Below are 20,799 nucleotides of genomic sequence, written 5' to 3' on the forward strand. Positions count from 1 at the left end.
ATTTATGCGCGTTTTGAGCTGTCAGAACGCGCTTAAATGCGACTCAGTTGGGTGCGGGCGGCCGGGATAGGTTGTGCACAATTGAATTGTGCACTATCGTTTTAGTCATGAGTGATGCACCCCGCCTCCGCCACCAGGTCTGCTTTGCGCTGTACTCGGCATCCAAAGCGGCGACGGCGGTCTACCGTCCTGTGCTGGAGGACCTTGGCCTGACGTACCCGCAGTACCTGGTGATGCTGGTCCTCTGGGAGCAGGAACCACGCAGCGTCCGCGAACTCGGTGCTGAACTGGGCCTCGACTCCGGCACCCTATCGCCCCTGCTCAAACGGCTGGAGGCCATGGGGCTGGTGGAACGCCACCGCTCGGCCGAGGATGAGCGCCGGGTGGACGTGGTCCTCACCGAGGCCGGCACCGCCTTGAGTGCCCGGGCCCAGGCTGTGCCCAAGCGTCTCGCTGACGCCGCCGGCCTATCGCCCGATGAGATCGAGCAGCTACACGCAACGCTCGGCAAGCTCACGGCAGCGTTGAACCGCTCACTCTGACAATCCTCCGGAAAATCCCGGGACATCCATTCCCAAAGAGAACGGAAACACCATGAAGACTCTTTACACCGCCGAGGCACTGGCATCCGGCGAAGGCCGCGACGGCAACGCCCGCACCAACGACGGCAAGCTGGACGTCGCCCTCGCCAGCCCCGTGGAGCTCGGGGGCAACGGCGAAGGAACCAACCCTGAGCAGCTGTTCGCAGCCGGCTACGCCGCGTGCTTCCACTCGGCTTTGCGACTCGTGGGTCGCAAGGAACGCGTTGACCTCAGCGACTCGGCCGTTGCCGCCAAAGTCCACTTCGGTGCGCTGACGGACAGCGAAGGATATGGACTGGCCGCCGAACTGGAAATCGCGCTGCCCGCCCTGGACCGCGGTACTGCGGAGCAGCTGATGGCCAAGGCGCACCAGATCTGCCCCTACTCCAACGCAACGCGCGGCAACATGGCCGTAGACCTCAAGCTCGTGGAGTTCGCAGCATGAGCGCCGTAGCAACCGAAACCCGCGAAATCCAGCTTGCCTCCCGCCCGGTCGGCCGCCCTGCTCCGGAGAACTTCCGGCTGGCAACAGCGCCGCTACCCGAGCTCGCGGAGGGCCAGCTCCTGGTGAAGAACCAGTTCATGTCCGTGGATCCCTACATGCGCGGCCGCATGAATGACGTCAAGTCGTACTCGGCGCCGTTCCGCTTGGATGCAGCGCTCGACGGCGGTGCGGTAGGTGAGGTGATCGCGTCCCGTTCGGACGCGCACAAGGTAGGTGACGTCGTCGTGCACCAACTTGGCTGGCGCGAGCACGCGGTGGTGGACGCCGCCGCGACTACGCCGGTCCCGTCTGGGTTGGCCCCCACCTCGGCGTTCCTTGGCGCGCTTGGCATGACAGGCCTGACCGCCTACGCCGGGTTGCTGAAAGTTGCCGAGTTCAAAGAAGGCGACGTGGTCTTCGTGTCCGGGGCGGCAGGTGCGGTCGGCTCGATGGTTGGCCAGATCGCCAAGGCCATGGGCGCTTCCAAGGTCATCGGCAGCGCCGGATCGCCGGAGAAGGTTGCCCGCTTGCTGGAGCTCGGCTTCGATGCTGCGTTCAATTACAACGATGCTCCCGTGCTGGACCAACTGAAGGAAGCGGCGGGGGAGCGCGGCATTGACGTCTACTTCGATAACGTCGGTGGCGAGCACCTCGAAGCAGCACTTGCCACGCTCACGGTTGGCGGCCGCGTCGCAATGTGCGGTGCGATTGCCCAGTACAACTCCACGGAGCCCCCGGTGGCGCCGCGGAACCTGGCTGTGGCCATCGGCAAGCAGCTCACCCTGCGCGGATTCCTGGTGGGCGGGCAGCGACAGTACGCCCCCGAGTTCGCGCAGAAGATGGCCGGCTGGCTGGCCGATGGGTCCGTCAGCTACGACGAAACCATCGTGGACGGGCTGGAGAATGCACCGCAGGCATTCATGGACCTGTTGGACGGTGCGAACACGGGAAAGATGCTGGTCCGCCTCTAGCTCACGCGTGAAACGCGTGTGACTTGCGCACCCGGCTACTGCTTGGTAACAAAAGGTCAACAATCTGACCTGGAGTGATCATTTGTGGTAGTTGGGTGTGTTGCAGGCCACTAGTGTTGGTTTCATCAATGCGCCTCGGCGCAGCTGCGAGCATCAGTGAAAACAGAGTTTCTGCCTCAGGTATAGGAAACGGACACTCATTGACCATCCGTCGTAGCGCCAATCACTTTCTTCCTGGAGGAAAATTGAAGAAACCACTGCGTGCCACCCTGAAGCGCGGTTCAATGGCCGGTGTTGCCACCCTCGGTGCAGCAGCGCTCCTGCTGACCAGCTGCGGCCAGGCTCCCGACGCCGGATCCGGCGGGGCGACCAAGAGTGACTTTACTGGCTGCATCGTGTCGGACTCCGGCGGATTCGACGATCAGTCCTTCAACCAGTCCTCATTCGAGGGCCTCAAGAAGGCAGAGTCTGATTTGGGCATCACGGTAAAGTCGGCCGAATCCAAAGCCAACAGCGACTTCGAAACCAACCTCAACGGCATGATCTCCGCAGGCTGTAACCTCACTGTCACGGTTGGCTTCCTTTTGGGCGATGCCACTAAGGCCGCCGCAGAGAAGAACACCGACAAGCACTTCGCGATCGTCGACTACACGTACGAGACTCCGATCGCCAACGTCAAGCCGATCGTCTATGACACGGCCCAGGCTGCATACCTTGCAGGCTACGCGGCTGCAGCTACCACCAAGACCAACAAGGTGGGTACCTTCGGCGGCATCAAGATCCCCACGGTTACCATCTTCATGGACGGCTTCTACGACGGCGTCCAGGCCTACAACAAGGCCAAGGGCAAGTCAGTACAGGTTGTTGGCTGGGACAAGAACACCCAGGACGGTTCGTTCACTGGCGACTTTGAGAAGCAGGACACCGGCAAACAGGTCACCATCAACCTGCTGGACCAGGGCGCGGACATCATCATGCCCGTAGCCGGACCGGTTGGTAAGGGTGCAGGTGCTGCTTTGAAGGAAGCCAAGGCTGCCGGCAAGGACGTCAAGCTCATCTGGGTTGACTCCGATGGCTACCTCACCGCTCCCGAGTACAAGGACCTGATGCTGACCTCCGTGGTCAAGCAGATGGGCGAAGCTGTTGAAGCCGTGGTGAAGGACGACACGGAAGGCAAGTTCAACAACGAAGCCTACGTCGGAACGTTGGAGAACGATGGCGTTGCCCTCGCCCCGTTCCACGATCTCGACTCCGCTGTCACCGCTGAAACCAAGTCCGAGCTCGATGCCCTGAAGGCTGACATCGTCTCCGGCAAGCTGGTTGTCGAATCGGCAGCGAGCCCCAAGAAGTAAATCAATTCCTGGACGCGCCGCCAGTACCGAGCCCCGGTACTGGCGGCGCGTTTTTGCCCTGACTACGCTGGGCTTCAAAGCCAATGGCTTTGGAGCAGTACAGCCGTCCCTCGGACTCACAGAACGGTGGGAGTTGTGAAACTCGAATTGAAGGGGATCTCGAAAGCCTTCGGGACCTTCTACGCCAACCAAGACATCGACCTCGTGGTCGAATCCGGCCAGATCCATTGCCTCCTCGGCGAAAATGGTGCCGGCAAATCAACCCTCATGAACGTGCTGTACGGGCTGTACGAGCCAACAGCCGGCCAGATCCTGGTAAATGACCAGCCGGTCAATTTCCGTGGACCGGGTGACGCGATGGCGGCCGGCATCGGCATGGTGCACCAGCACTTCATGCTGGTCCCCGTCTTTACCGTGGCGGAAAACGTTGCCCTCGGCGCGGAACCGACCACGTTCGGCGGTGTGCTCAGCATCGACGAAACCCGGAAGAAAATCCGGGAGATTTCCGATCAATACGGCTTCGACGTCGATCCCGACGCCTTGGTGGAGGACCTCCCCGTGGGCGTGCAACAGCGAGTCGAGATCATCAAGGCGCTGGTGCGTGAAGCGAAAGTCCTCATTTTGGACGAGCCCACCGCCGTTCTGACGCCTCAGGAAACCGATGAACTCCTGGACATCATGCGGCAACTCAAAGCCGGCGGCACGTCCATCGTCTTCATCTCGCACAAGCTGCGCGAAGTGAAGGCTGTCTCGGACGTCATCACCGTCATCCGCCGCGGCAAGGTGGTGGGAGATGCGCCTCCCACTGCGTCAGCCACGGAACTGGCGTCCATGATGGTTGGGCGCCCGGTGAGCCTGAGCTTGAACAAAGCTCCCGCGCAGCCTAAGGAAACCACTTTCGTGGTGGAAAACCTGACAGTGCGTGCGGCGAACGGCACCAATGTGGTGGACGGAATCAGCTTCGACATCGCCCAAGGTGAGATTCTCGCCGTCGCCGGTGTCCAAGGCAATGGCCAAACGGAACTGACCGAAGCCATCTTGGGTGTCCAGGAGCATGTAACCGGCTCCGTGACGCTTGATGGCAAGCAACTGCTGGGCCTCCCCGTCAAGGACGTCCTGCGTTCCGGCGTCGGGTTTGTTCCGGAGGACCGGACGGTAGACGGGCTGGTTGGGCCGTTCTCCGTGGCAGAGAACCTGGTCCTGGACCTTTACGACCAAGCACCGTTTGCCAGTGGCATCAGCATGAAGCCTGCCAAGGTTGCGGAGCACGCGAAGGCCAAGATCGAGGAATTCGATATCCGGACTCCTTCTGCGGCGTCGGCTGCCGGAACTTTGTCCGGCGGCAACCAGCAGAAAGTGGTCATGGCCAGGGAACTGTCCCGGCCCTTGCGGTTGTTTATCGCGAGCCAGCCCACACGCGGTGTGGATGTTGGTTCCATCGAGTTCCTGCACAAGCGCATCGTTGCCGAGCGCGACGTCGGAACGCCGGTCATGATCGTTTCCACTGAGCTTGATGAGGTCATTGAGCTCGCCGACCGGATTGCCGTGCTGTACAAAGGCAAGCTCGTGGGCATTGTCCCTGCTGGAACACCCCGCGACACCCTTGGCTTGATGATGGCCGGCGTCGGCCCTGAAGGAGGCTCCGATGACAACTAAAGACGAGTCAGGCAAAGACAAAACACCCGGGGAATCCACCTCTGAAGTGCGGGCGGCAGACGTCGCCCTGGACACCGCCGGAGGGACGCTGGAACCTTCCATAGTGCCCGTTTCCTCCCAAAGTGGGGACCCGGGACACCAGCATGGCAGCCTGATGCGCCGGATCGTGATGGGCAGCGGCTTTGTCTCCGTCCTGGCGGTCATTGTGGCGCTCTTCCTCGGCGGCTTGCTGATTGCCAGCACGGACGCCCAGGTGGCAAAAACCGCGGGCTACTTGTTCGCACGCCCCACGGACTTCCTGAGTGCGTTGTGGACAGCCATGACCGAGAGCTACGTTGCACTCTTCCAAGGCGCTGTGTTCAATCCACGTGAAGGCTTCAAGCCCTTGCTCGAAACCATGACCGTGGCAACCCCGCTGATCTGTGCCGGCCTTGGCGTTGCACTTGCATTCCGTGCCGGCTTGTTCAACATCGGTGCCCAGGGGCAGATCATCATCAGCGCCACCCTCGCTGCCTACGTAGGGTTTGCCTGGCACCTGCCGTTCGGCCTGCACCTGCTGGTAGTCATCATCATGGGCGTCCTGGGTGGAGCTCTGTGGGGTGCCATTGTGGGCATCCTCAAGGCCCGGACCGGCGCGCATGAAGTCATCGTCACCATCATGCTGAACTATGTGGCATTGTTCCTGCTCGACTTCCTGCTGAACACTGCTGCGTTCCGGCGTCCGGGGGACAACAGCCCCATTTCGCCACGCCTCGATGAATCGGCAACGTATCCCGTCCTCATCCCCGGATCCCGACTCCACGTGGGCTTCCTCGTGGCGATTGCGCTGACCTACGGTGTGTGGTGGCTGCTGAACCGATCCACCATCGGCTTCGAGTTCCGTGCCGTCGGTGCCAACCCCGTCGCAGCGCGGACCGCCGGCGTCAAAGTATCCCGCGCCACCATCCTGGTGATGGCCATGGCCGGCGCCCTCGCCGCGTTCGGTGGCATTGCCCAAGTAGCCGGCACCGAAAAGGTGCTGACAGGCGGCGTCGCTGCCCAGATCGGCTTCGACGCGATCACTGTTGCGCTGTTGGGACGCAGTACACCGTGGGGGACGTTCTTTGCCGGACTGCTGTTCGGAGCTTTCCGTGCAGGCGCAGTACAGATGCAGATCCAGACCGGAACGCCCATCGACATCGTGCTGGTGGTGCAGTCGCTCATTGTGCTCTTCATCGCCGCACCGCCCCTCATCCGTTCGATCTTCCGGCTTGAGCCCAAGAAGAAGAACAAGAACAAGACACCGAAGGCGGCCCCGAAAGCTGCCCTTGCCAACGCCACCGGAGGTGCCAAGTGAGCGCGACAACCACCGCTCCCAAGTCGGGATCAACGGCCCTGCCAGCGTTCCGGCCTTCCATGAAGGTTCCGCTTTCCCTCGGCATCCTGGCGCTCATAGCCTTGGTCTTCTTCGGCTTCCTTGGCCCGGACCAGACAGCCGAGATGAAGATCAGCGACGCCGGCGACGCCGTTGCGGTCCCTGCCCTGATGATTCCGGGACAGGTGGGCGGAATTGTCCTCGGCATCCTGCTGCTGGCCATGGCCGCCTACTCGATCTACCTCTGGACCCAAGGAGAGCGGTCGCCCAAGTGGCTGCCCATCGCGTTTGCAGTGGTGTTCGTGTTCGCCTTGCTTGTTTGGATCGTGGCAGGCGCCCGCCAGCCCTCCATCTCGCTGGCAGGTCTCGTTGCCGGCTCGGTGACACTTGCTGTCCCACTGGTCTTCGGCTCGCTCTCGGGCGTGCTCTGTGAGCGCGTGGGCGTTGTAAACATCGCCATCGAGGGGCAGCTCCTGGGCGGAGCATTCACTGCCGCCTTGGTGGCCACCATGACGGGCAGCCCGTACATCGGCCTGATCGCAGCCGCTGCGGCGGGTGCTGCTGTGTCCATGGTCCTGGCCGTGTTCAGCATCAAATACCTGGTCAACCAGATCATCGTCGGTGTGGTTTTGAACGTGTTGGTCTCCGGCCTCACAGGCTTCCTGTACGGCACGTTGATGGTGCCCAACAAGGAACAGTTCAATACCCCGGGCCGCTTGGACATCCTGCCGATCCCGCTGCTTTCGGACGTCCCCATCATCGGGCCCATCCTGTTCGAGCAGTCCATCGCGGGCTACCTCATGTACATTGCGGTGGCCGTGGTGTGGTTTGGTTTGTTCAAGACCCGCTGGGGCCTCCGCGTCCGGGCCGTGGGTGAACACCCGCAGGCTGCTGACACCTTGGGTATCAACGTCAACGCAACCCGTTTCTGGAACGTCACGTTGGGTGGTGCCATTGCGGGTATCGGTGGTGCCGTCTTCACACTGGTGACCATCGACTCCTTCACCAAGGACATCTCCGGTGGCCGCGGCTTCATTGCCTTGGCTGCCCTGATCTTTGGGCGCTGGAATCCGATCGGCGCGTTCCTGGCCTCGCTGCTGTTCGGCTTCGCCTACAACCTGCAGTCCATCCTGGGCATCATCGGCACCCCGGTACCGAGCCAGTTCATGGCCATGCTGCCGTACCTGGTGACCATCTTCGCCGTCGCCGGCCTGGTAGGTAAGTCGCGGCCACCAGCCGCAAGCGGCATACCGTACGTGAAGGGTTGACGATGCCAGCGGAAGATATCGACTGGCAGGCCTTGGAAGACGCGGCTAAACAGGCAATGCAACAGGCGTACGCGCCCTATTCCAAGTTCCCGGTGGGGGCTGCGGCGCTCACCGAGGACGGCCGGATCGTCAGCGGCTGCAACGTTGAGAACGCCAGCTACGGGCTGACTCTCTGCGCCGAATGTGCCCTGGTCGGCCAGCTCCACATGACAGGCGGCGGCAAAATCGCCGCGTTCTACTGCGTGGATGGGCAAGGCAACATCCTCATGCCGTGCGGGCGTTGCCGCCAGCTGCTCTATGAATTCAGGGCGCCCGGAATGCAGCTCATGACAACGCAGGGAATCAAGTCCATGGACCAGGTACTTCCTGACGCCTTTGGTCCCGAACATCTGGAGGAAACCACGTGACCACCACTGAAGCGTTCGACGCCGTCCAGATCATTTCCATCAAGCGGGACAAGGGCACGCTCACTCCCGAGCAGATCGACTGGACCATTGATGCCTACACCCGCGGCGTGATCGCCGAGGAACAGATGGCGGCACTGAACATGGCCATCCTGCTGAACGGCATGGACCGCGCCGAGATTTCACGCTGGACATCGGCCATGATCGCCTCGGGCGAGCGGATGGACTTTTCGTCCCTGACAAGGCCCGACGGCGGCCGGAAGGCTACCAGCGACAAGCACTCCACCGGTGGGGTGGGGGATAAGATCACGCTGCCGTTGGCGCCGCTGGTGGCCGTGTTCGGTGTCGCAGTTCCGCAGCTTTCGGGCCGCGGCCTCGGCCACACCGGCGGGACGCTGGACAAGCTGGAGGCCATCCCCGGGTGGCGGGCCAACCTGAGCAACGACGAAATCATGGCCCAGCTTCAGGACGTCGGCGCAGTCATCTGTGCTGCAGGTTCAGGGCTCGCACCCGCGGACAAGAAGCTCTATGCCTTGCGTGACGTCACTGGAACGGTGGAAGCCATCCCGCTGATTGCCTCCTCGATCATGAGCAAGAAGATCGCCGAAGGAACAGGCTCCTTGGTGCTGGACGTCAAAGTGGGTTCGGGCGCCTTCATGAAAGACGAAGCACGGGCCCGGGAGCTTGCAGAGACCATGGTGGCTTTGGGCAAGGACGCAGGCGTACACACCGTCGCGCTGATCACGGACATGTCCACACCGTTGGGGTTGACCGCGGGTAACGCCATCGAGGTGGAGGAATCAGTGGAGGTCCTTGCCGGTGGCGGTCCGGAAGACGTCGTCGAACTGACCGTCCGCCTGGCCGAGGAGATGCTGGCCGGTGCCGGCATCCACGATGCCGATCCCGCCGCCGCCCTGAAGGACGGGCGGGCCATGGACGTCTGGAACCGGATGATCGAAGCCCAAGGTGGAGATCCCCGGGCCGCGCTGCCCGTGGCCAGGGAATCCGAGGTTGTCTACGCTCCGGCGGACGGCGTCTTGGTGGAACTGGACGCGCTTTCCGTGGGTATTGCCGCCTGGCGCCTGGGTGCTGGCCGTGCCCGCAAGGAAGACCAGGTTCAAGCCGGTGCCGGAGTACGCCTGCACGCCAAGCCGGGCGCGTTGGTCCGGGCAGGCGAGCCATTGATGACACTCCTGACGGATAGCCCGGAAAAGTTCGACCGGGCCAAGGAAGCGCTCCAGAGTGCCGTCGTGATTGCTCCTGAAGGGTCACGCCCGGCGCATCAGCTGATCATCGACCGCATCGCCTAGGCTTAAGTGTCCCGGGCTGTTTCCAGGAACAGCCCGGGACACTAGCCATCCGGCGCCTGTGGGGGAGCCGGCTATCGTAAGGAAACCGTGCAGGGCATCAACGATTTCATCCTCGCCGCGGCGGAACAGCCGTGGGTGTTGGTCCTGGTGCTGGCCTGCTGCGTGATCGATGGTTTCTTCCCGCCCATCCCCAGCGAATCCGTGGTGGTGGGCCTGAGTGCCGTGTCCGGCAGCAGCGGCTCACCCAACGTGTGGCTGCTGGGCTTGATGGCAGCTATCGGCGCGTTCTCCGGGGATAACATCGCCTACATCATTGGACACCGCATCGGCATCCAACGCTGGCGCTGGATGCGCACCCAGCGGATGCAGGGCGCCTTTCGTTGGGCGGGCAAGGAACTTCGACGCCGGTCAGCCTCGCTCATCATGGTGGCCCGGTTCATCCCCATTGGCAGGGTGGCAGTCAACCTGACGGCCGGCGCAACGCACTTCCACCACCGCAAATTCGTAGCCCTGACCGCTATGTCGGCGGTCCTGTGGGCAACGTATTCGGTGATCCTCGGGTACTTCTTCGGTGTCTGGTTCGAGGACAACCACCTGCTGGGTGCCGTCATAGCGATCGTGGTAGCCGTGATCCTGGGAATCATCATCGATCGCATCATCAGCAAAGTCCGGGGATCAGTGCCTTTGGATGGCAAGAACATTCCTGAGGAAGACGCCCCGACTCCACCCACGGTATGACGACTCTTGCCCCGGAAGATCAGCCTGGCGGTTGACGACCACAACCTCATCAAACCGATAGCGTTAAACGCGTGATCCCAAGGCTGGGACGTAGCGAACGACGTCCCGGCCGTGGGACACTAGAGCGACTTCCGTCACATCGTCAAGTCACATTCGTCTAGGAGCTACCCCCGCGTGGAGTTTTTGAATCAAATGCTCGAGCATGCAGCCGGGCAGCCCTGGATATACCCGGTACTTCTGGTCTTCTTTTTCATTGACGGATTCGCCACGATTCTCCCTAGCGAAACAGCCATTGTGGGCCTCTCGGCGCTGTCCCTTCACAGCGGAGAACCCAACCTGTGGATTCTGGGTGCAACTGCCTTGGTAGGTGCCATGGCCGGCGACAACATGGCTTACATGTTGGGCCGCAAGATCGGCCTCACCCGCTGGAAGTGGATGCGGCGACCCAAGGTCCAGAAAATGTTCGCGTGGGCACAGTACGAGTTGGACAAGCGCGGTGCGGTCCTGATCTTCACCGCCCGCTACATTCCGTGGGGTCGGGTAGCGGTGAACTACGTCGCCGGGCAGACCGGATTCCGCCACCGCACCTTCTTCTGGCTGGACGCCTTCGCCTGCATCACGTGGGTTGGCTACTCAATCGGCATTGGCTTGCTCGCAGGTCAGTGGGTACACCACAACCCGCTCCTCGGCGTCGGAATTGCAGTGGCCTTCGCCGTGGTCCTCGGTATCGTGGTGGACCATGCCTTGCGCTGGTGGCACAAGTACCTTGAGAAGAAGGACCAGGCCCGTGAAGCGGCCGCAAGCAGTGCAGCTCCCGCAGCGGAGCCGAATCTGTCGCAAAAAGCAGTTGCCGGGGCCGACCTCTCCAATCCTGCCGGCTAAGGACCTGCCGGGGGCGGCGGTGGGGACTAGTCTTAGTACGTGACTGAGCCCATTCTTGACGCTGCCCCTGCCCTTGACTTCGATCTGAAGAGCCTTCCCAAGGTTTCCCTCCACGATCATCTGGACGGAGGACTCCGCCCGGCCACCATCATCGAGCTGGCTGAGGCCGCCGGCCACACCCTGCCCTCCACCGATCCGGTGGCGCTGGGTGCATGGTTCCGTGAATCCGCGGACTCCGGTTCGCTGGTCCGCTACCTCGAAACGTTTGACCACACCGTCGCCGTCATGCAGACCAAGGAAGGCCTGTTCCGGGTCGCCAAGGAATTCGTGGAGGACCTGGCCGAGGACGGCGTCGTGTACGGCGAAGTCCGGTGGGCTCCTGAACAGCACCTGCAGCAGGGCCTGACCCTGGACGAAGTTGTGGAAGCAGTCCAGACCGGGCTGGAAGCCGGCATGGATTCCGCCGAAGAGCGCGGCCAGCAGATTCAGGTCGGGCAGCTCATCACTGCCATGCGCCACGCTGATCGTGGTCAGGAAATCGCCGAGCTGGCCGTCCGCCACCGCGCCAACGGCGCGGTCGGTTTCGACATTGCCGGCGCTGAAGACGGATTCCTCCCGTCCCGCTTCAAGGATGCGTTCACCTACCTGGCCGAGAACAACTTCCCGGCAACGGTCCACGCCGGCGAGGCTGCCGGCCTGGAGAGCATCCAGTCTGCCCTGGTGGACGGCCGTGCCCTGCGCCTTGGCCATGGCGTGCGGATCGCCGAGGACATCTCGGTGGAGTTCGAGGACAACTCCGACGACGACGGCGAGGACACCATCGGCATGGTGACCATCGGCAGCGTGGCAGCATGGGTTCGCGACCGCGGAATCGCCCTTGAAATCTGCCCTTCCTCCAACCTCCAGACCGGTGCCATTTCCGGCTTTGGCGACGGCATCGAAAGCCACCCGGTGGACATGCTCTTCCAGCTCGGCTTCAACGTCACCATCAACACTGACAACCGCCTCATGAGCGGCGTGACGCTTACCGACGAGTTCGAACTCCTGGTGGAGACCTTCGACTACGACCTCGATGATCTGCTCGAGCTGACGCTCAACGCGGCCGAGGCAGCGTTCCTGCCGCTGGACGAGCGTGAAGCCTTGGTTGAGTACATCAACGATGCCTACGCCAACCTCGGCTAACGATTCCAGCCTCCCGGAGCTGCATGGGCCCACAGCAGTCGGGGAGCTGCTGGGGACAATTGCCGCCTTGCGGGAGCACTGCCCGTGGATGGGCGCCCTGACCCACGAGTCGCTGGTGGAGTACCTGATCGAGGAAGCCTACGAAGTGGTTGATTCGATCGAAGCCGGTGCGGTAGATGAAGAGCTCCGAGGCGAGCTGGGCGATGTGCTGCTTCAAGTAGTGCTTCATGCCCGGCTCGCCGAGGAGCGCGGCAGCTTTGATTTCGGGGACGTGGCGCGCAGTATCAATGCCAAGATGGTCCGGCGAAACCACCACGTCTTCAAGGCCGACGGTTCCCTGCAGGAGAGTTTCCCGGCCAGCGTCGAGGAAATCATCGTCAAGTGGGACGCCGCCAAACGCGCGGAGAAGCCGGAGCGGAAAGACCCCTTCGAGGGGATTCCGCCCCACCTGCCGGCGTTGGCAGGAGCGCAGAAGTCCTTCGACCGGGCAGTCCGCGCCGGCATGCCCGTTGACGCCCAAAGCCGACTGGCCGCCGTCGGACTTCCTGTCATTCCGGCCTCGGAAGAGGCGCTGGGGGAGCTGCTGCTCGCCATCGTCGCGGGTGCCAGGGAGCAAGGACTCGACGCCGAACGGGCCCTCCGTGCGGCAGTTCGATCGTTTCAGAACAACCAGGCGCAGCCTTCATGACGTGAGCAGTTGGAAGCCGTGCCGTAACGTAAGCCACTCTCGACTACGCTAGTAGCGACGAGGACGTTGAGAATTTCCCTCCACATTCCTGTAATTCGCCCATAAGGAGCACATCCATGGCGCTTATCGATGCCATCCACGCACGCGAGATCCTTGATTCCCGCGGAAACCCGACCGTAGAAGTTGAGGTCCTGCTCTCCGACGGCCAGATCGGCCGCGCAGCAGTTCCCTCCGGTGCCTCCACCGGCGAGCACGAAGCCGTTGAGCTTCGCGACGGCGACAAGGGCCGTTACCTCGGTAAGGGTGTCCAGAAGGCCGTTGACGCCGTCATCGACGAGATCTCCCCGGCCCTGATTGGTTTCGACGCCACTGACCAGCGCAGCATCGACCAGGCCATGATCGACCTGGACGGTACGCCCAACAAGGGCAAGCTCGGCGCCAACGCCATCCTGGGTGTTTCCCTGGCCGTGGCCAACGCAGCTGCTGCTTCTGCTGACCTGCCGCTGTACAAGTACCTGGGCGGCCCGAACGCCCACGTCCTGCCCGTTCCGCTGATGAACATCCTCAACGGTGGCTCGCACGCCGACTCCGATGTTGACATCCAGGAATTCATGATTGCCCCGATCGGTGCCGAGACCTTCTCCGAAGGCCTGCGCTGGGGTGTTGAGGTCTACCACAACCTCAAGGCTGTCCTGCAGGAAAAGGGCCTCTCCACCGGCCTCGGCGACGAGGGTGGCTTTGCCCCCAACCTGCCGTCCAACCGCGCTGCACTGGACCTGATCCAGGAAGCCATCAAGAACGCCGGCTACACCCCGGGCACGGACATCGCACTTGCCTTGGACGTTGCGTCTTCCGAGTTCTACAAGGAAGGTGCTTACCAGTTTGAAGGCAAGGCACTTACTGCCACCGAGATGAGCGCCTACTACGCTGAGCTCGTTGCCGACTACCCGCTGGTTTCCATCGAAGACCCGCTGGACGAGAACGACTGGGAAGGCTGGAAGACCCTCACCGACACCATTGGTGACAAGGTCCAGCTTGTTGGCGACGATCTCTTTGTCACCAACCCGGTCCGCCTGCAGCAGGGCATCGAGACGGCCACGGCCAACTCCCTGCTGGTCAAGGTCAACCAGATCGGTTCCCTGACCGAGACGCTCGACGCCGTTTCCCTGGCTCAGCGCTCCGGCTACACCACCATTACCTCGCACCGCTCCGGCGAAACCGAGGACACCACTATTGCTGACATCGCCGTTGCCACCAACGCGGGCCAGATCAAGACCGGTGCCCCGGCCCGCTCCGAGCGTGTTGCCAAGTACAACCAGCTGCTGCGCATCGAAGAAGAACTCGACGACGCCGCACGCTACGCCGGCCGCAGCGCGTTCCCGCGTTTCAAGGGCTAGCCTTCAGCGAAAACACGTAACCGGTGGCTATGGTGGAAAGACCATGGCCGCCGGTTCTGTTTTACTCCGGTTCTGTTCACCACAGGCCAGGTCAGCAACAGCAAGCGCAGCAACCCGCCAGGCAAGCACCGGGCATTACAGGAGTGTCATGGCCACCCGTCGTCCAAAGGTACCCAGGGCCGACGCCCTTGGTCGCCCGTCAAGTGGTGCCCGTCCGTCTAGTGGTGCCCGTCCGGTCGGTGCATCCGGCGGGACCGGCAAGGGTTCTGAAGGCGCAGGTTCCGAGGGTGCCGACGTCATCAAGGCCGAGTTCGGCGGGCCGCGGGCTTCGTCAAAGACACCGACGGCGGCGGTTGGCGCCAAAGCCCCTGGCAACAGCAAGACGCCCACCGGTACCAAGGCGGGCAAGGAGAGCAAGCCGGCAGGCACTTCCACGAAGGCTGCGGACAAGGGCACGGAAAGACCACGCCCCGGGGCGAAGGATGACCTGGAGCTGGATCCCGTACCGGCCAAGGCGTTCTCCGGCCGGATGCTCGCACTGGCTGTCGTGATGATTGCCATCACTGTCCTGCTGGCCCCCACCGTGAAGATTTTCCTTGAGAAACGCGCCGAAATTTCAGCGCTGGAAGCGGAAATTGCGAGCAGGAAAGCGGAGCAAACCGAGCTGAACAAGCAGCTCTCCCGGTGGCAGGACCCCAACTACGTGAAACAGCAGGCCCGCGACCGCATTAACATGGTTATGCCGGGTGAAACAGGTTACTGGGTGTTTGGGGGAGAAGAAGCCGCCGGCACACCGGGTGGCCGCACCGGCTCCGGATCGTCGGCAAACCCGGAGAATCTGCCCTGGGTGGATGCTCTCTGGGAGTCAATCAGACGATCGGCAACTGACTAGACGCGGTGCCCGCCGCCGTCGTGTCCGCATGGGACGCGACAAAAGGGGCAGGAAGGTTGGCAGCGCAAGTGGAAGAGAACACGGCAGCCGTGCCGCAGGAATCCCGCCAGCCATCAGCACACGATCTTGAGGTACTCAGCCGACAGCTGGGCAGGCCGGTCCGGGATGTTGTCGAGATCCCGGCGAGGTGCGTCTGCGGCAACCCCTTGGTGGCAGCGACAGCTCCCCGGCTCAGCAACGGAACACCGTTTCCCACCACGTTCTACCTGACCCACCCGGTCATCACTTCAGCGGTGTCCCGCCTTGAAGCTGGCGGGCTCATGAATGAGATGAACGAGCGACTGACCGCTGACCAGGAGTTGGCCGGCGCCTATCATGGCGCGCACGATGCCTACCTGCAGGCCCGCAACCAGATTGCTGATCGCTCCGGCACCGGGGCAGTGCCCGAGATCGACGGTATCTCTGCAGGCGGTATGCCCACCCGCGTGAAGTGCCTGCATGTCCTGGTGGGGCATTCTTTGGCTGCCGGGCCGGGCGTCAATCCGCTGGGGGACGAGGCACTGGATGCCATCACTGAATGGTGGACCAAGGACCGCTGCTATTGCGACGGCGCTTGGGACACAGCCGGCGAGGCTCCTTCACGGGATTTGAGCCGCCATGGTCCGCAGGGGCTGCCTGACATCGTGGGGCGTCCCGCGCCGGTGCGGAAGTCCAAGATTGAATCCCTTGACGAGCAGGAAGGCACCGCATGAGCCGCGTGGCTGCCATTGACTGCGGTACCAACTCCATCCGGCTGCTTATCGCTGATGTCTCAGACGGACTACCGGACGCGCAGGGTCCGCTGACCGACGTCGTGCGTGAAATGCGGGTGGTGCGGCTGGGCCAGGGCGTCGATGCCACGGGCGAGCTGGCTCCGGAAGCCTTGGAGCGCACCTTTGCTGCTACGCGGGACTACGCCCGGCTCATCCAGGAACACGGTGCCGAACGAGTCCGTTTTGCCGCTACTTCGGCAACTCGTGATGCCAGTAACCGCCAGGTCTTTGTGGACGGCATCCGGGATCTCCTGGGCGTACGGCCAGAGGTCATTTCCGGTGACGAGGAAGCTGCGTTGTCCTTCGCGGGAGCCAGCAGCGTCCTGCCCGTCACGGGGGAGGACGCCATCCTGGTGGTTGACCTGGGCGGAGGGAGTACCGAATTCGTGCTGGGCGACTCCAGCGGCGTTATCGCAGCGCGCTCGGTGGACATTGGGTGCGTGCGGTTGACTGAACGTCACCTTCGCAGCGACCCGCCCACGGCTGCGCAAATCACCGCAGCAGAGGCCGACGTCGATGCCGCACTTGATCTTGCCGCTCAGACGGTACCGCTCGGCCGCGCCACAGCGGTGGTTGGGGTCGCTGGTTCCATCACCACCATCACCGCGCACGCGTTGGGCCTGAGCAAATATGAGCCGGGCCGAATCCACGGTGCTTCGCTGGACCTCGAAACCATCACGAACGCATGCACCAGCCTGCTGGAAATGACGCGCGAAGAACGTGCTGCCCTTCCCTATATGCACCCGGGACGCGTAGATGTGATCGGAGCGGGAGCTTTGGTTTGGCGCCGCATTCTGGCACGGATGGAAACGGTCAGCAACGGAACCATTCGCGCGGCTGTTTCCAGCGAACACGACATTCTTGACGGCATCGCCCTGAGTATCCGGGACGGCGAATGACGTTGCGGCACCGACGCGCCCTGTCCGCTGCGCTTGCCACCACGTTGGCCGGCGGGGCGCTTGCAGGTGCGCTGTTGTCGGCTCCGGCAGCCAACGCGGATGCATGGCGCGACAAGGAGTACTGGCTCAAGGAATCGGGTGTCACCAACGCCTGGCAGGTGTCCAAGGGTGCCGGCGTCAAGGTCGCGATCATCGATAGCGGTATTGACGGAAGCCACCCTGACCTCAAGGGCGTCGTGGTCGGTGGGACGGATGTCTCCGGGGCCGGGGCTCCGAATGGACAAAAGAGTATTGGCGCCAAGACCGAACACGGCACCCTTGTGGCAACCATGCTCGCCGGGCGCGGCCACACCACGCCCACCCCCTCGCCGTCGCCATCGGCATCAGGGTCAGCAGCTCCAAAGCCGGCCGCACCTCCACCGCCACCCACCACCCCGCCCGCCGGGGGACCGGACGGGATCACGGGCGTGGCGCCCGAAGCGGAGATTCTCGCCATCTCAACGTGGCTCGGTTCGCCCAACCCGGGCGGCAAGACGGACCAGGAGCAAATACCTGAAGCCGTGCGCTGGGCGGTGGACAACGGTGCCAAGGTCATCAACATTTCCCTCGGCAGTACTTCGCCGGATTGGCCGCAGAGCTGGGACGCAGCGTTCCTGTACGCGGAGCAAAAGGATGTGGTGATTGTTGCCGCAGCGGGAAACCGGGTGGGTGGCAACGTGCAGGTTGGTGCCCCGGCAACTATTCCCGGCGTCCTCACGGTAGCCGGGTTGGATGGTGAGGGACGCGCCAGCGTCGACTCATCGTCCCAGGGCATCAGTATTGGAGTAGCAGCTCCGGCGGAGAAACTGGTGGGCGGCATTCCCGGTGGTTCGTATGCCGAGTGGGCAGGAACGTCCGGAGCGGCACCCATCGTTTCAGGTGTGGCAGCACTGATCCGTTCCAAGTGGCCGGAAATGAGCGCTACCCAGGTCATCAACAGGATCGTCAGCACTGCCAAGGATGCCGGCGCCCCAGGCAAGGACCCCCTCTATGGGTATGGCATCCTCAACGCTGAGGCCGCGCTCAAGAACGACGTACCCACCACCAGCACCAACCCGCTGGGTTCCATCGCGGACTGGATCCGCGTCCACCGCCGCGGCGTCTTCAGCGAACCCTCACAAGCGCCCGTGGCGAGTCCTACCAGCGCCGCTCCGACGCTTGCCGATCCGACTGTCCCCGTCGCTAAGACGCCGGCCACCGTGGACGAAGCCCTTCCTGCCGCCGTCGTGCTTGGTTTTGGAGCGTTGTTCATTGCCCTCGTTGCAGGTGCCGCGGTCCAGCTGCGAAGGGTCCTAAGGGACCCGCCAGTAGCGACTGAGGAGGCCGAAACAGGCGCCCTTTTGAAGGTGGATCCGCCTGCCCGGAAGTAGTTAGTGAAGATTTTCACAAAGTACTGTACTCTGGACTCATGGCAACCACCCCAGAGCTCATTGACCGTCCCCGGGTTCTCGTCGTCGGCGGCGGCTACGTCGGCCTGTACGTAGCACTCAAACTGCAGAAGAAGATCGCGAACGCAGGCGGAATCGTCACCGTCGTTGATCCACTGCCGTACATGACCTACCAGCCCTTCCTCCCGGAAGTAGCCGGTGGCAACATCGAGGCACGCCACGCCGTCGTCTCCCACCGTCAGCACCTCAAGCAGACTGAGCTCATCCAGGGCCGCGTCACCAGCATCGACCACGCCAACAGGACCGCGGTTATCGCCCCGTCCGACGGCGGCGAGAACTTCGAGATCCCGTACTTCGACGTCGTGATCGCAGCCGGCGCCATCACCCGCACGTTCCCCATCAAGGGACTCGCGGACAAGGGCATCGGCCTGAAGACCATCGAGGAAGCCGTTGCACTTCGCAACAAGGTGCTGGAGCGCATCGAATCAGCTTCCACCATGACTGACCCCGCAGAGCGTGCCAAGGCGCTGACCTTCGTTGTGGTGGGTGGCGGCTTTGCCGGCATCGAATGCCTCACCGAAATGGAAGACCTCGCCCGCGCTGCTGTGCGCAACAACCCCCGCATCCGCCAGGAAGAAGTCCGCTTCGTCCTGGTTGAAGCCATGGGCCGCATCATGCCCGAGGTCACCGCCTCGCAGGCCGAGTGGGTTGTGGAGCACCTCCGCAGCCGCGGCATCGAAGTACTCCTGAACACTTCCCTCGACAGTGCCGAGGGCAACCTCAAGCTGATCAACCTCCCGGACAAGACCCCCGCCGGTGAAGTTGAAGCAGACACCCTGGTATGGGCTGCCGGCGTGCAGGCCAACCCGATGATCCGCTCCACCGACTTCCCGCTGGAACCGCGAGGCCGCGTCCGCGTCCTGCCTGACCTGCGCATCGCAGGCGATGAAGGCATCGTGGAGAACGCCTGGGCAGCCGGCGACATCGCCGCTGTTCCGGACCTCACGGGCAAGGGCCTGCCGGACGGCACCTGCGTCCCCAACGCCCAGCACGCCCTGCGCCAGGCCAAGAAGCTCGCTAAGAACCTCTGGGCCTCCCGCTGGGACAAGCCGCTGCACGACTACAAGCACAAGAACCTCGGTGCTGTAGCCGGTTTCGGCGAGTGGAAGGGTGTTGCAAACATCAACCTGCTCGGCCGCATCGGCCTCAAGGGCGGCCTCGCCTGGCTGGCCCACCGTGGTTATCACGGCATGGCGATGCCCACGGTGGAGCGCAAGTTCCGCGTGATCCTCGGCTGGATCCTGGCCTTCTTCGCCGGCCGCGACACCACGCCGCTGATGGACCTGGACAACCCGCGCGGTGCCTTCGTGGCCGCAGCGACGCCTGCTCCCAAGCCTGCTGCCGCTCCGGCACCGGTGGAAGCCAAGCCGGTTGCCGAGGAAGTCAAGACTCCGGTAACTGCTGACGCCAAGTAGTACACGCACGACGGCGGCCGTCCCCTTGCGGGGGATGGTCGCCGTCGGCGTTTAACGCCGTCGCCTGGGCGGGCGCGCTAAAGCTGCCCCCTAGACTGTTGCCATGTCCGGTGAAACTGATCTGAAGACGCTCCTGGAGTCGCTTCATCCCGTAGCCCGCGATGGCGAATACGTTTACGCTCTTTGGCCGCATGGCCGCCCTTTGGAAGGTGGCATCGAAGCGGCAGTTCGCGAGGCCGAAGGCCTAACGGTAGTCCTTCACCGCGACGAAGCCGATTCTTTGGACCTAAGCTACGATTTCGTGGCCACATGGATCACGCTCCAGGTCCATTCGGCTTTGGAAGCCGTAGGGCTCACCGCTGCTGTCAGTGCTGCGCTGACGCACGCAGGGATCAGTTGTAACGTCCTGGCAGGTTTCCATCACGATCACCTGCTGGTGCCGTCGGAGGACGCGGGCCGGGCCATGGACGTGCTGCGGCTTCTTGCCCGCGGCGTGGTCCTGCGTTCGGAGCGGCCCGAGGACCGGGCCGAGATCCTGGAACTGACTGCACGGGCGTTTTCTGTCTCCCCGGTGACCGGTGAACCCGTTGAAGGTACGCCGATTGAAGTGGGGCTCTTGCGCGAGCTTTTTGAGTGCAGCGAGTACGTCCCGGAACTCAGCATCGTGGCAGAAATGGGCGGTGAAATCGTGGGTCACGCCATCAGCACGCGGGGCTGGGTGGGAGAGCTCGAAATGCTGGGCTTGGGTCCCATAGGCGTGCTTCCACCCTTCCAGCGGCGCGGGGTTGGTTCGGCGTTGATGCGCGAGACGGCGGCTCGTGCCACGGCACTCGGAGAACCCGGAATCGCATTGCTCGGCAGCCCTCTCTACTATCCGCGTTTCGGCTATGTGCCAGCCACCTCCGTGGGCGTTGAACCGCCTGAGGCGATGTGGGGCGAGCACTTCCAGCTTCTACCCCTACCGGAATGGCCCGACGGCGTCCGGGGCACCTTTCGCTACGCCGCGCCATTCAACCGGCTCTAGCTG

The 20,799-nt window shown here is 63.1% G+C and carries 20 protein-coding genes; all 20 read left to right on the forward strand.

Annotated features, from left to right (window positions below; genetic code table 11):
* Positions 1-107: 107 nt before the first annotated feature.
* The 20 genes from KCX59_RS06720 to KCX59_RS06815 all read left to right on the forward strand — a co-directional run bounded on the left by KCX59_RS06720 (position 108) and on the right by KCX59_RS06815 (position 20,796).
* The gene (locus KCX59_RS06720; protein WP_178997825.1) at positions 108-542 is read left to right on the forward strand and encodes a MarR family winged helix-turn-helix transcriptional regulator; all 435 of its coding nucleotides are present in this window, start codon (positions 108-110) and stop codon (positions 540-542) included.
* A gap of 52 nt (positions 543-594) precedes the next feature.
* The gene (locus tag KCX59_RS06725; protein WP_091466059.1) at positions 595-1,026 is read left to right on the forward strand and encodes an organic hydroperoxide resistance protein; all 432 of its coding nucleotides are present in this window, start codon (positions 595-597) and stop codon (positions 1,024-1,026) included.
* Positions 1,023-2,036 (forward strand): NADP-dependent oxidoreductase, encoded by a 1,014-nt coding sequence (locus KCX59_RS06730; protein WP_178997827.1) that lies wholly within the window; start codon positions 1,023-1,025, stop codon positions 2,034-2,036. Before KCX59_RS06725 ends, KCX59_RS06730 begins: the two co-directional genes overlap by 4 nt.
* Before the next feature lie 245 nt (positions 2,037-2,281).
* Positions 2,282-3,388, forward strand: a complete 1,107-nt coding sequence (locus KCX59_RS06735) for a BMP family lipoprotein (RefSeq protein ID WP_414698783.1) — start codon at positions 2,282-2,284, stop codon at positions 3,386-3,388.
* Positions 3,389-3,523: 135 nt separating this feature from the next.
* Positions 3,524-5,044, forward strand: coding sequence for an ABC transporter ATP-binding protein (locus tag KCX59_RS06740; protein WP_179019259.1), 1,521 nt, complete (start codon positions 3,524-3,526; stop codon positions 5,042-5,044).
* Positions 5,034-6,380 (forward strand): ABC transporter permease, encoded by a 1,347-nt coding sequence (locus tag KCX59_RS06745; RefSeq protein WP_179019257.1) that lies wholly within the window; start codon positions 5,034-5,036, stop codon positions 6,378-6,380. Before KCX59_RS06740 ends, KCX59_RS06745 begins: the two co-directional genes overlap by 11 nt.
* Positions 6,377-7,666, forward strand: coding sequence for an ABC transporter permease (locus KCX59_RS06750; protein WP_179019255.1), 1,290 nt, complete (start codon positions 6,377-6,379; stop codon positions 7,664-7,666). The genes KCX59_RS06745 and KCX59_RS06750 overlap by 4 nt, the downstream gene beginning before the upstream one ends.
* 2 nt (positions 7,667-7,668) lie before the next feature.
* Positions 7,669-8,073, forward strand: coding sequence for a cytidine deaminase (locus tag KCX59_RS06755; protein WP_178997836.1), 405 nt, complete (start codon positions 7,669-7,671; stop codon positions 8,071-8,073).
* The gene (locus KCX59_RS06760; RefSeq protein ID WP_091466070.1) at positions 8,070-9,380 is read left to right on the forward strand and encodes a thymidine phosphorylase; all 1,311 of its coding nucleotides are present in this window, start codon (positions 8,070-8,072) and stop codon (positions 9,378-9,380) included. Before KCX59_RS06755 ends, KCX59_RS06760 begins: the two co-directional genes overlap by 4 nt.
* A gap of 87 nt (positions 9,381-9,467) precedes the next feature.
* Positions 9,468-10,118 carry a DedA family protein gene (locus KCX59_RS06765; RefSeq protein WP_091466072.1) on the forward strand — a complete coding sequence of 217 codons (651 nt, stop codon included), beginning with the start codon at positions 9,468-9,470 and terminating at the stop codon, positions 10,116-10,118.
* A gap of 192 nt (positions 10,119-10,310) precedes the next feature.
* Entirely contained in the window at positions 10,311-11,000 is a 690-nt protein-coding gene (locus KCX59_RS06770) for a DedA family protein (RefSeq protein ID WP_178998012.1), read from the forward strand.
* Positions 11,001-11,039: 39 nt separating this feature from the next.
* On the forward strand, positions 11,040-12,182 hold the full coding sequence (locus tag KCX59_RS06775; protein ID WP_178997838.1) for an adenosine deaminase: 1,143 nt from the start codon (positions 11,040-11,042) through the stop codon (positions 12,180-12,182).
* Positions 12,160-12,870 carry a MazG nucleotide pyrophosphohydrolase domain-containing protein gene (locus KCX59_RS06780; protein ID WP_178997840.1) on the forward strand — a complete coding sequence of 237 codons (711 nt, stop codon included), beginning with the start codon at positions 12,160-12,162 and terminating at the stop codon, positions 12,868-12,870. The genes KCX59_RS06775 and KCX59_RS06780 overlap by 23 nt, the downstream gene beginning before the upstream one ends.
* A 116-nt stretch (positions 12,871-12,986) precedes the next feature.
* The gene (eno, locus tag KCX59_RS06785; RefSeq protein WP_091466077.1) at positions 12,987-14,267 is read left to right on the forward strand and encodes a phosphopyruvate hydratase; all 1,281 of its coding nucleotides are present in this window, start codon (positions 12,987-12,989) and stop codon (positions 14,265-14,267) included.
* A 148-nt stretch (positions 14,268-14,415) separates the two neighbouring features.
* Complete coding sequence (locus KCX59_RS06790; protein ID WP_179019253.1) at positions 14,416-15,159, forward strand: septum formation initiator family protein; 744 nt, start codon at positions 14,416-14,418, stop codon at positions 15,157-15,159.
* Positions 15,160-15,227: 68 nt separating this feature from the next.
* Positions 15,228-15,911: a DUF501 domain-containing protein gene (locus tag KCX59_RS06795; RefSeq protein ID WP_178997842.1), complete on the forward strand. Its 684-nt coding sequence runs from the start codon at positions 15,228-15,230 to the stop codon at positions 15,909-15,911.
* Positions 15,908-16,870: a Ppx/GppA phosphatase family protein gene (locus KCX59_RS06800; RefSeq protein ID WP_179019251.1), complete on the forward strand. Its 963-nt coding sequence runs from the start codon at positions 15,908-15,910 to the stop codon at positions 16,868-16,870. Before KCX59_RS06795 ends, KCX59_RS06800 begins: the two co-directional genes overlap by 4 nt.
* A complete protein-coding gene (locus tag KCX59_RS06805; protein WP_179019249.1) occupies positions 16,867-18,279 on the forward strand; it encodes a S8 family serine peptidase in 1,413 nt (470 codons plus the stop codon). The genes KCX59_RS06800 and KCX59_RS06805 overlap by 4 nt, the downstream gene beginning before the upstream one ends.
* Before the next feature lie 38 nt (positions 18,280-18,317).
* On the forward strand, positions 18,318-19,772 hold the full coding sequence (locus KCX59_RS06810; RefSeq protein WP_179019247.1) for an NAD(P)/FAD-dependent oxidoreductase: 1,455 nt from the start codon (positions 18,318-18,320) through the stop codon (positions 19,770-19,772).
* A gap of 103 nt (positions 19,773-19,875) precedes the next feature.
* Positions 19,876-20,796 carry an N-acetyltransferase gene (locus KCX59_RS06815; protein ID WP_179019245.1) on the forward strand — a complete coding sequence of 307 codons (921 nt, stop codon included), beginning with the start codon at positions 19,876-19,878 and terminating at the stop codon, positions 20,794-20,796.
* Positions 20,797-20,799: the final 3 nt, after the last annotated feature.

Origin of the sequence: Paenarthrobacter nitroguajacolicus (assembly GCF_051027655.1) — a bacterium.
Classification (GTDB): Bacteria; Actinomycetota; Actinomycetes; order Actinomycetales; family Micrococcaceae; genus Arthrobacter; species Arthrobacter nitroguajacolicus.

Bases quoted from the DNA above. Each gene is read 5' to 3' on its own strand.
- KCX59_RS06720 (WP_178997825.1), top strand. From the start codon at position 108: ATGAGTGATGCACCCCGCCTCCGCCACCAGGTCTGCTTTGCGCTGTAC.
- KCX59_RS06725 (WP_091466059.1), top strand. From the start codon at position 595: ATGAAGACTCTTTACACCGCCGAGGCACTGGCATCCGGCGAAGGCCGC.
- KCX59_RS06730 (WP_178997827.1), top strand. From the start codon at position 1,023: ATGAGCGCCGTAGCAACCGAAACCCGCGAAATCCAGCTTGCCTCCCGC.
- KCX59_RS06745 (WP_179019257.1), top strand. From the start codon at position 5,034: ATGACAACTAAAGACGAGTCAGGCAAAGACAAAACACCCGGGGAATCC.
- KCX59_RS06755 (WP_178997836.1), top strand. From the start codon at position 7,669: ATGCCAGCGGAAGATATCGACTGGCAGGCCTTGGAAGACGCGGCTAAA.
- KCX59_RS06770 (WP_178998012.1), top strand. From the start codon at position 10,311: ATGCTCGAGCATGCAGCCGGGCAGCCCTGGATATACCCGGTACTTCTG.
- KCX59_RS06780 (WP_178997840.1), top strand. From the start codon at position 12,160: ATGCCTACGCCAACCTCGGCTAACGATTCCAGCCTCCCGGAGCTGCAT.
- eno (WP_091466077.1), top strand. From the start codon at position 12,987: ATGGCGCTTATCGATGCCATCCACGCACGCGAGATCCTTGATTCCCGC.
- KCX59_RS06790 (WP_179019253.1), top strand. From the start codon at position 14,416: ATGGCCACCCGTCGTCCAAAGGTACCCAGGGCCGACGCCCTTGGTCGC.
- KCX59_RS06800 (WP_179019251.1), top strand. From the start codon at position 15,908: ATGAGCCGCGTGGCTGCCATTGACTGCGGTACCAACTCCATCCGGCTG.
- KCX59_RS06805 (WP_179019249.1), top strand. From the start codon at position 16,867: ATGACGTTGCGGCACCGACGCGCCCTGTCCGCTGCGCTTGCCACCACG.
- KCX59_RS06810 (WP_179019247.1), top strand. From the start codon at position 18,318: ATGGCAACCACCCCAGAGCTCATTGACCGTCCCCGGGTTCTCGTCGTC.
- KCX59_RS06815 (WP_179019245.1), top strand. From the start codon at position 19,876: ATGTCCGGTGAAACTGATCTGAAGACGCTCCTGGAGTCGCTTCATCCC.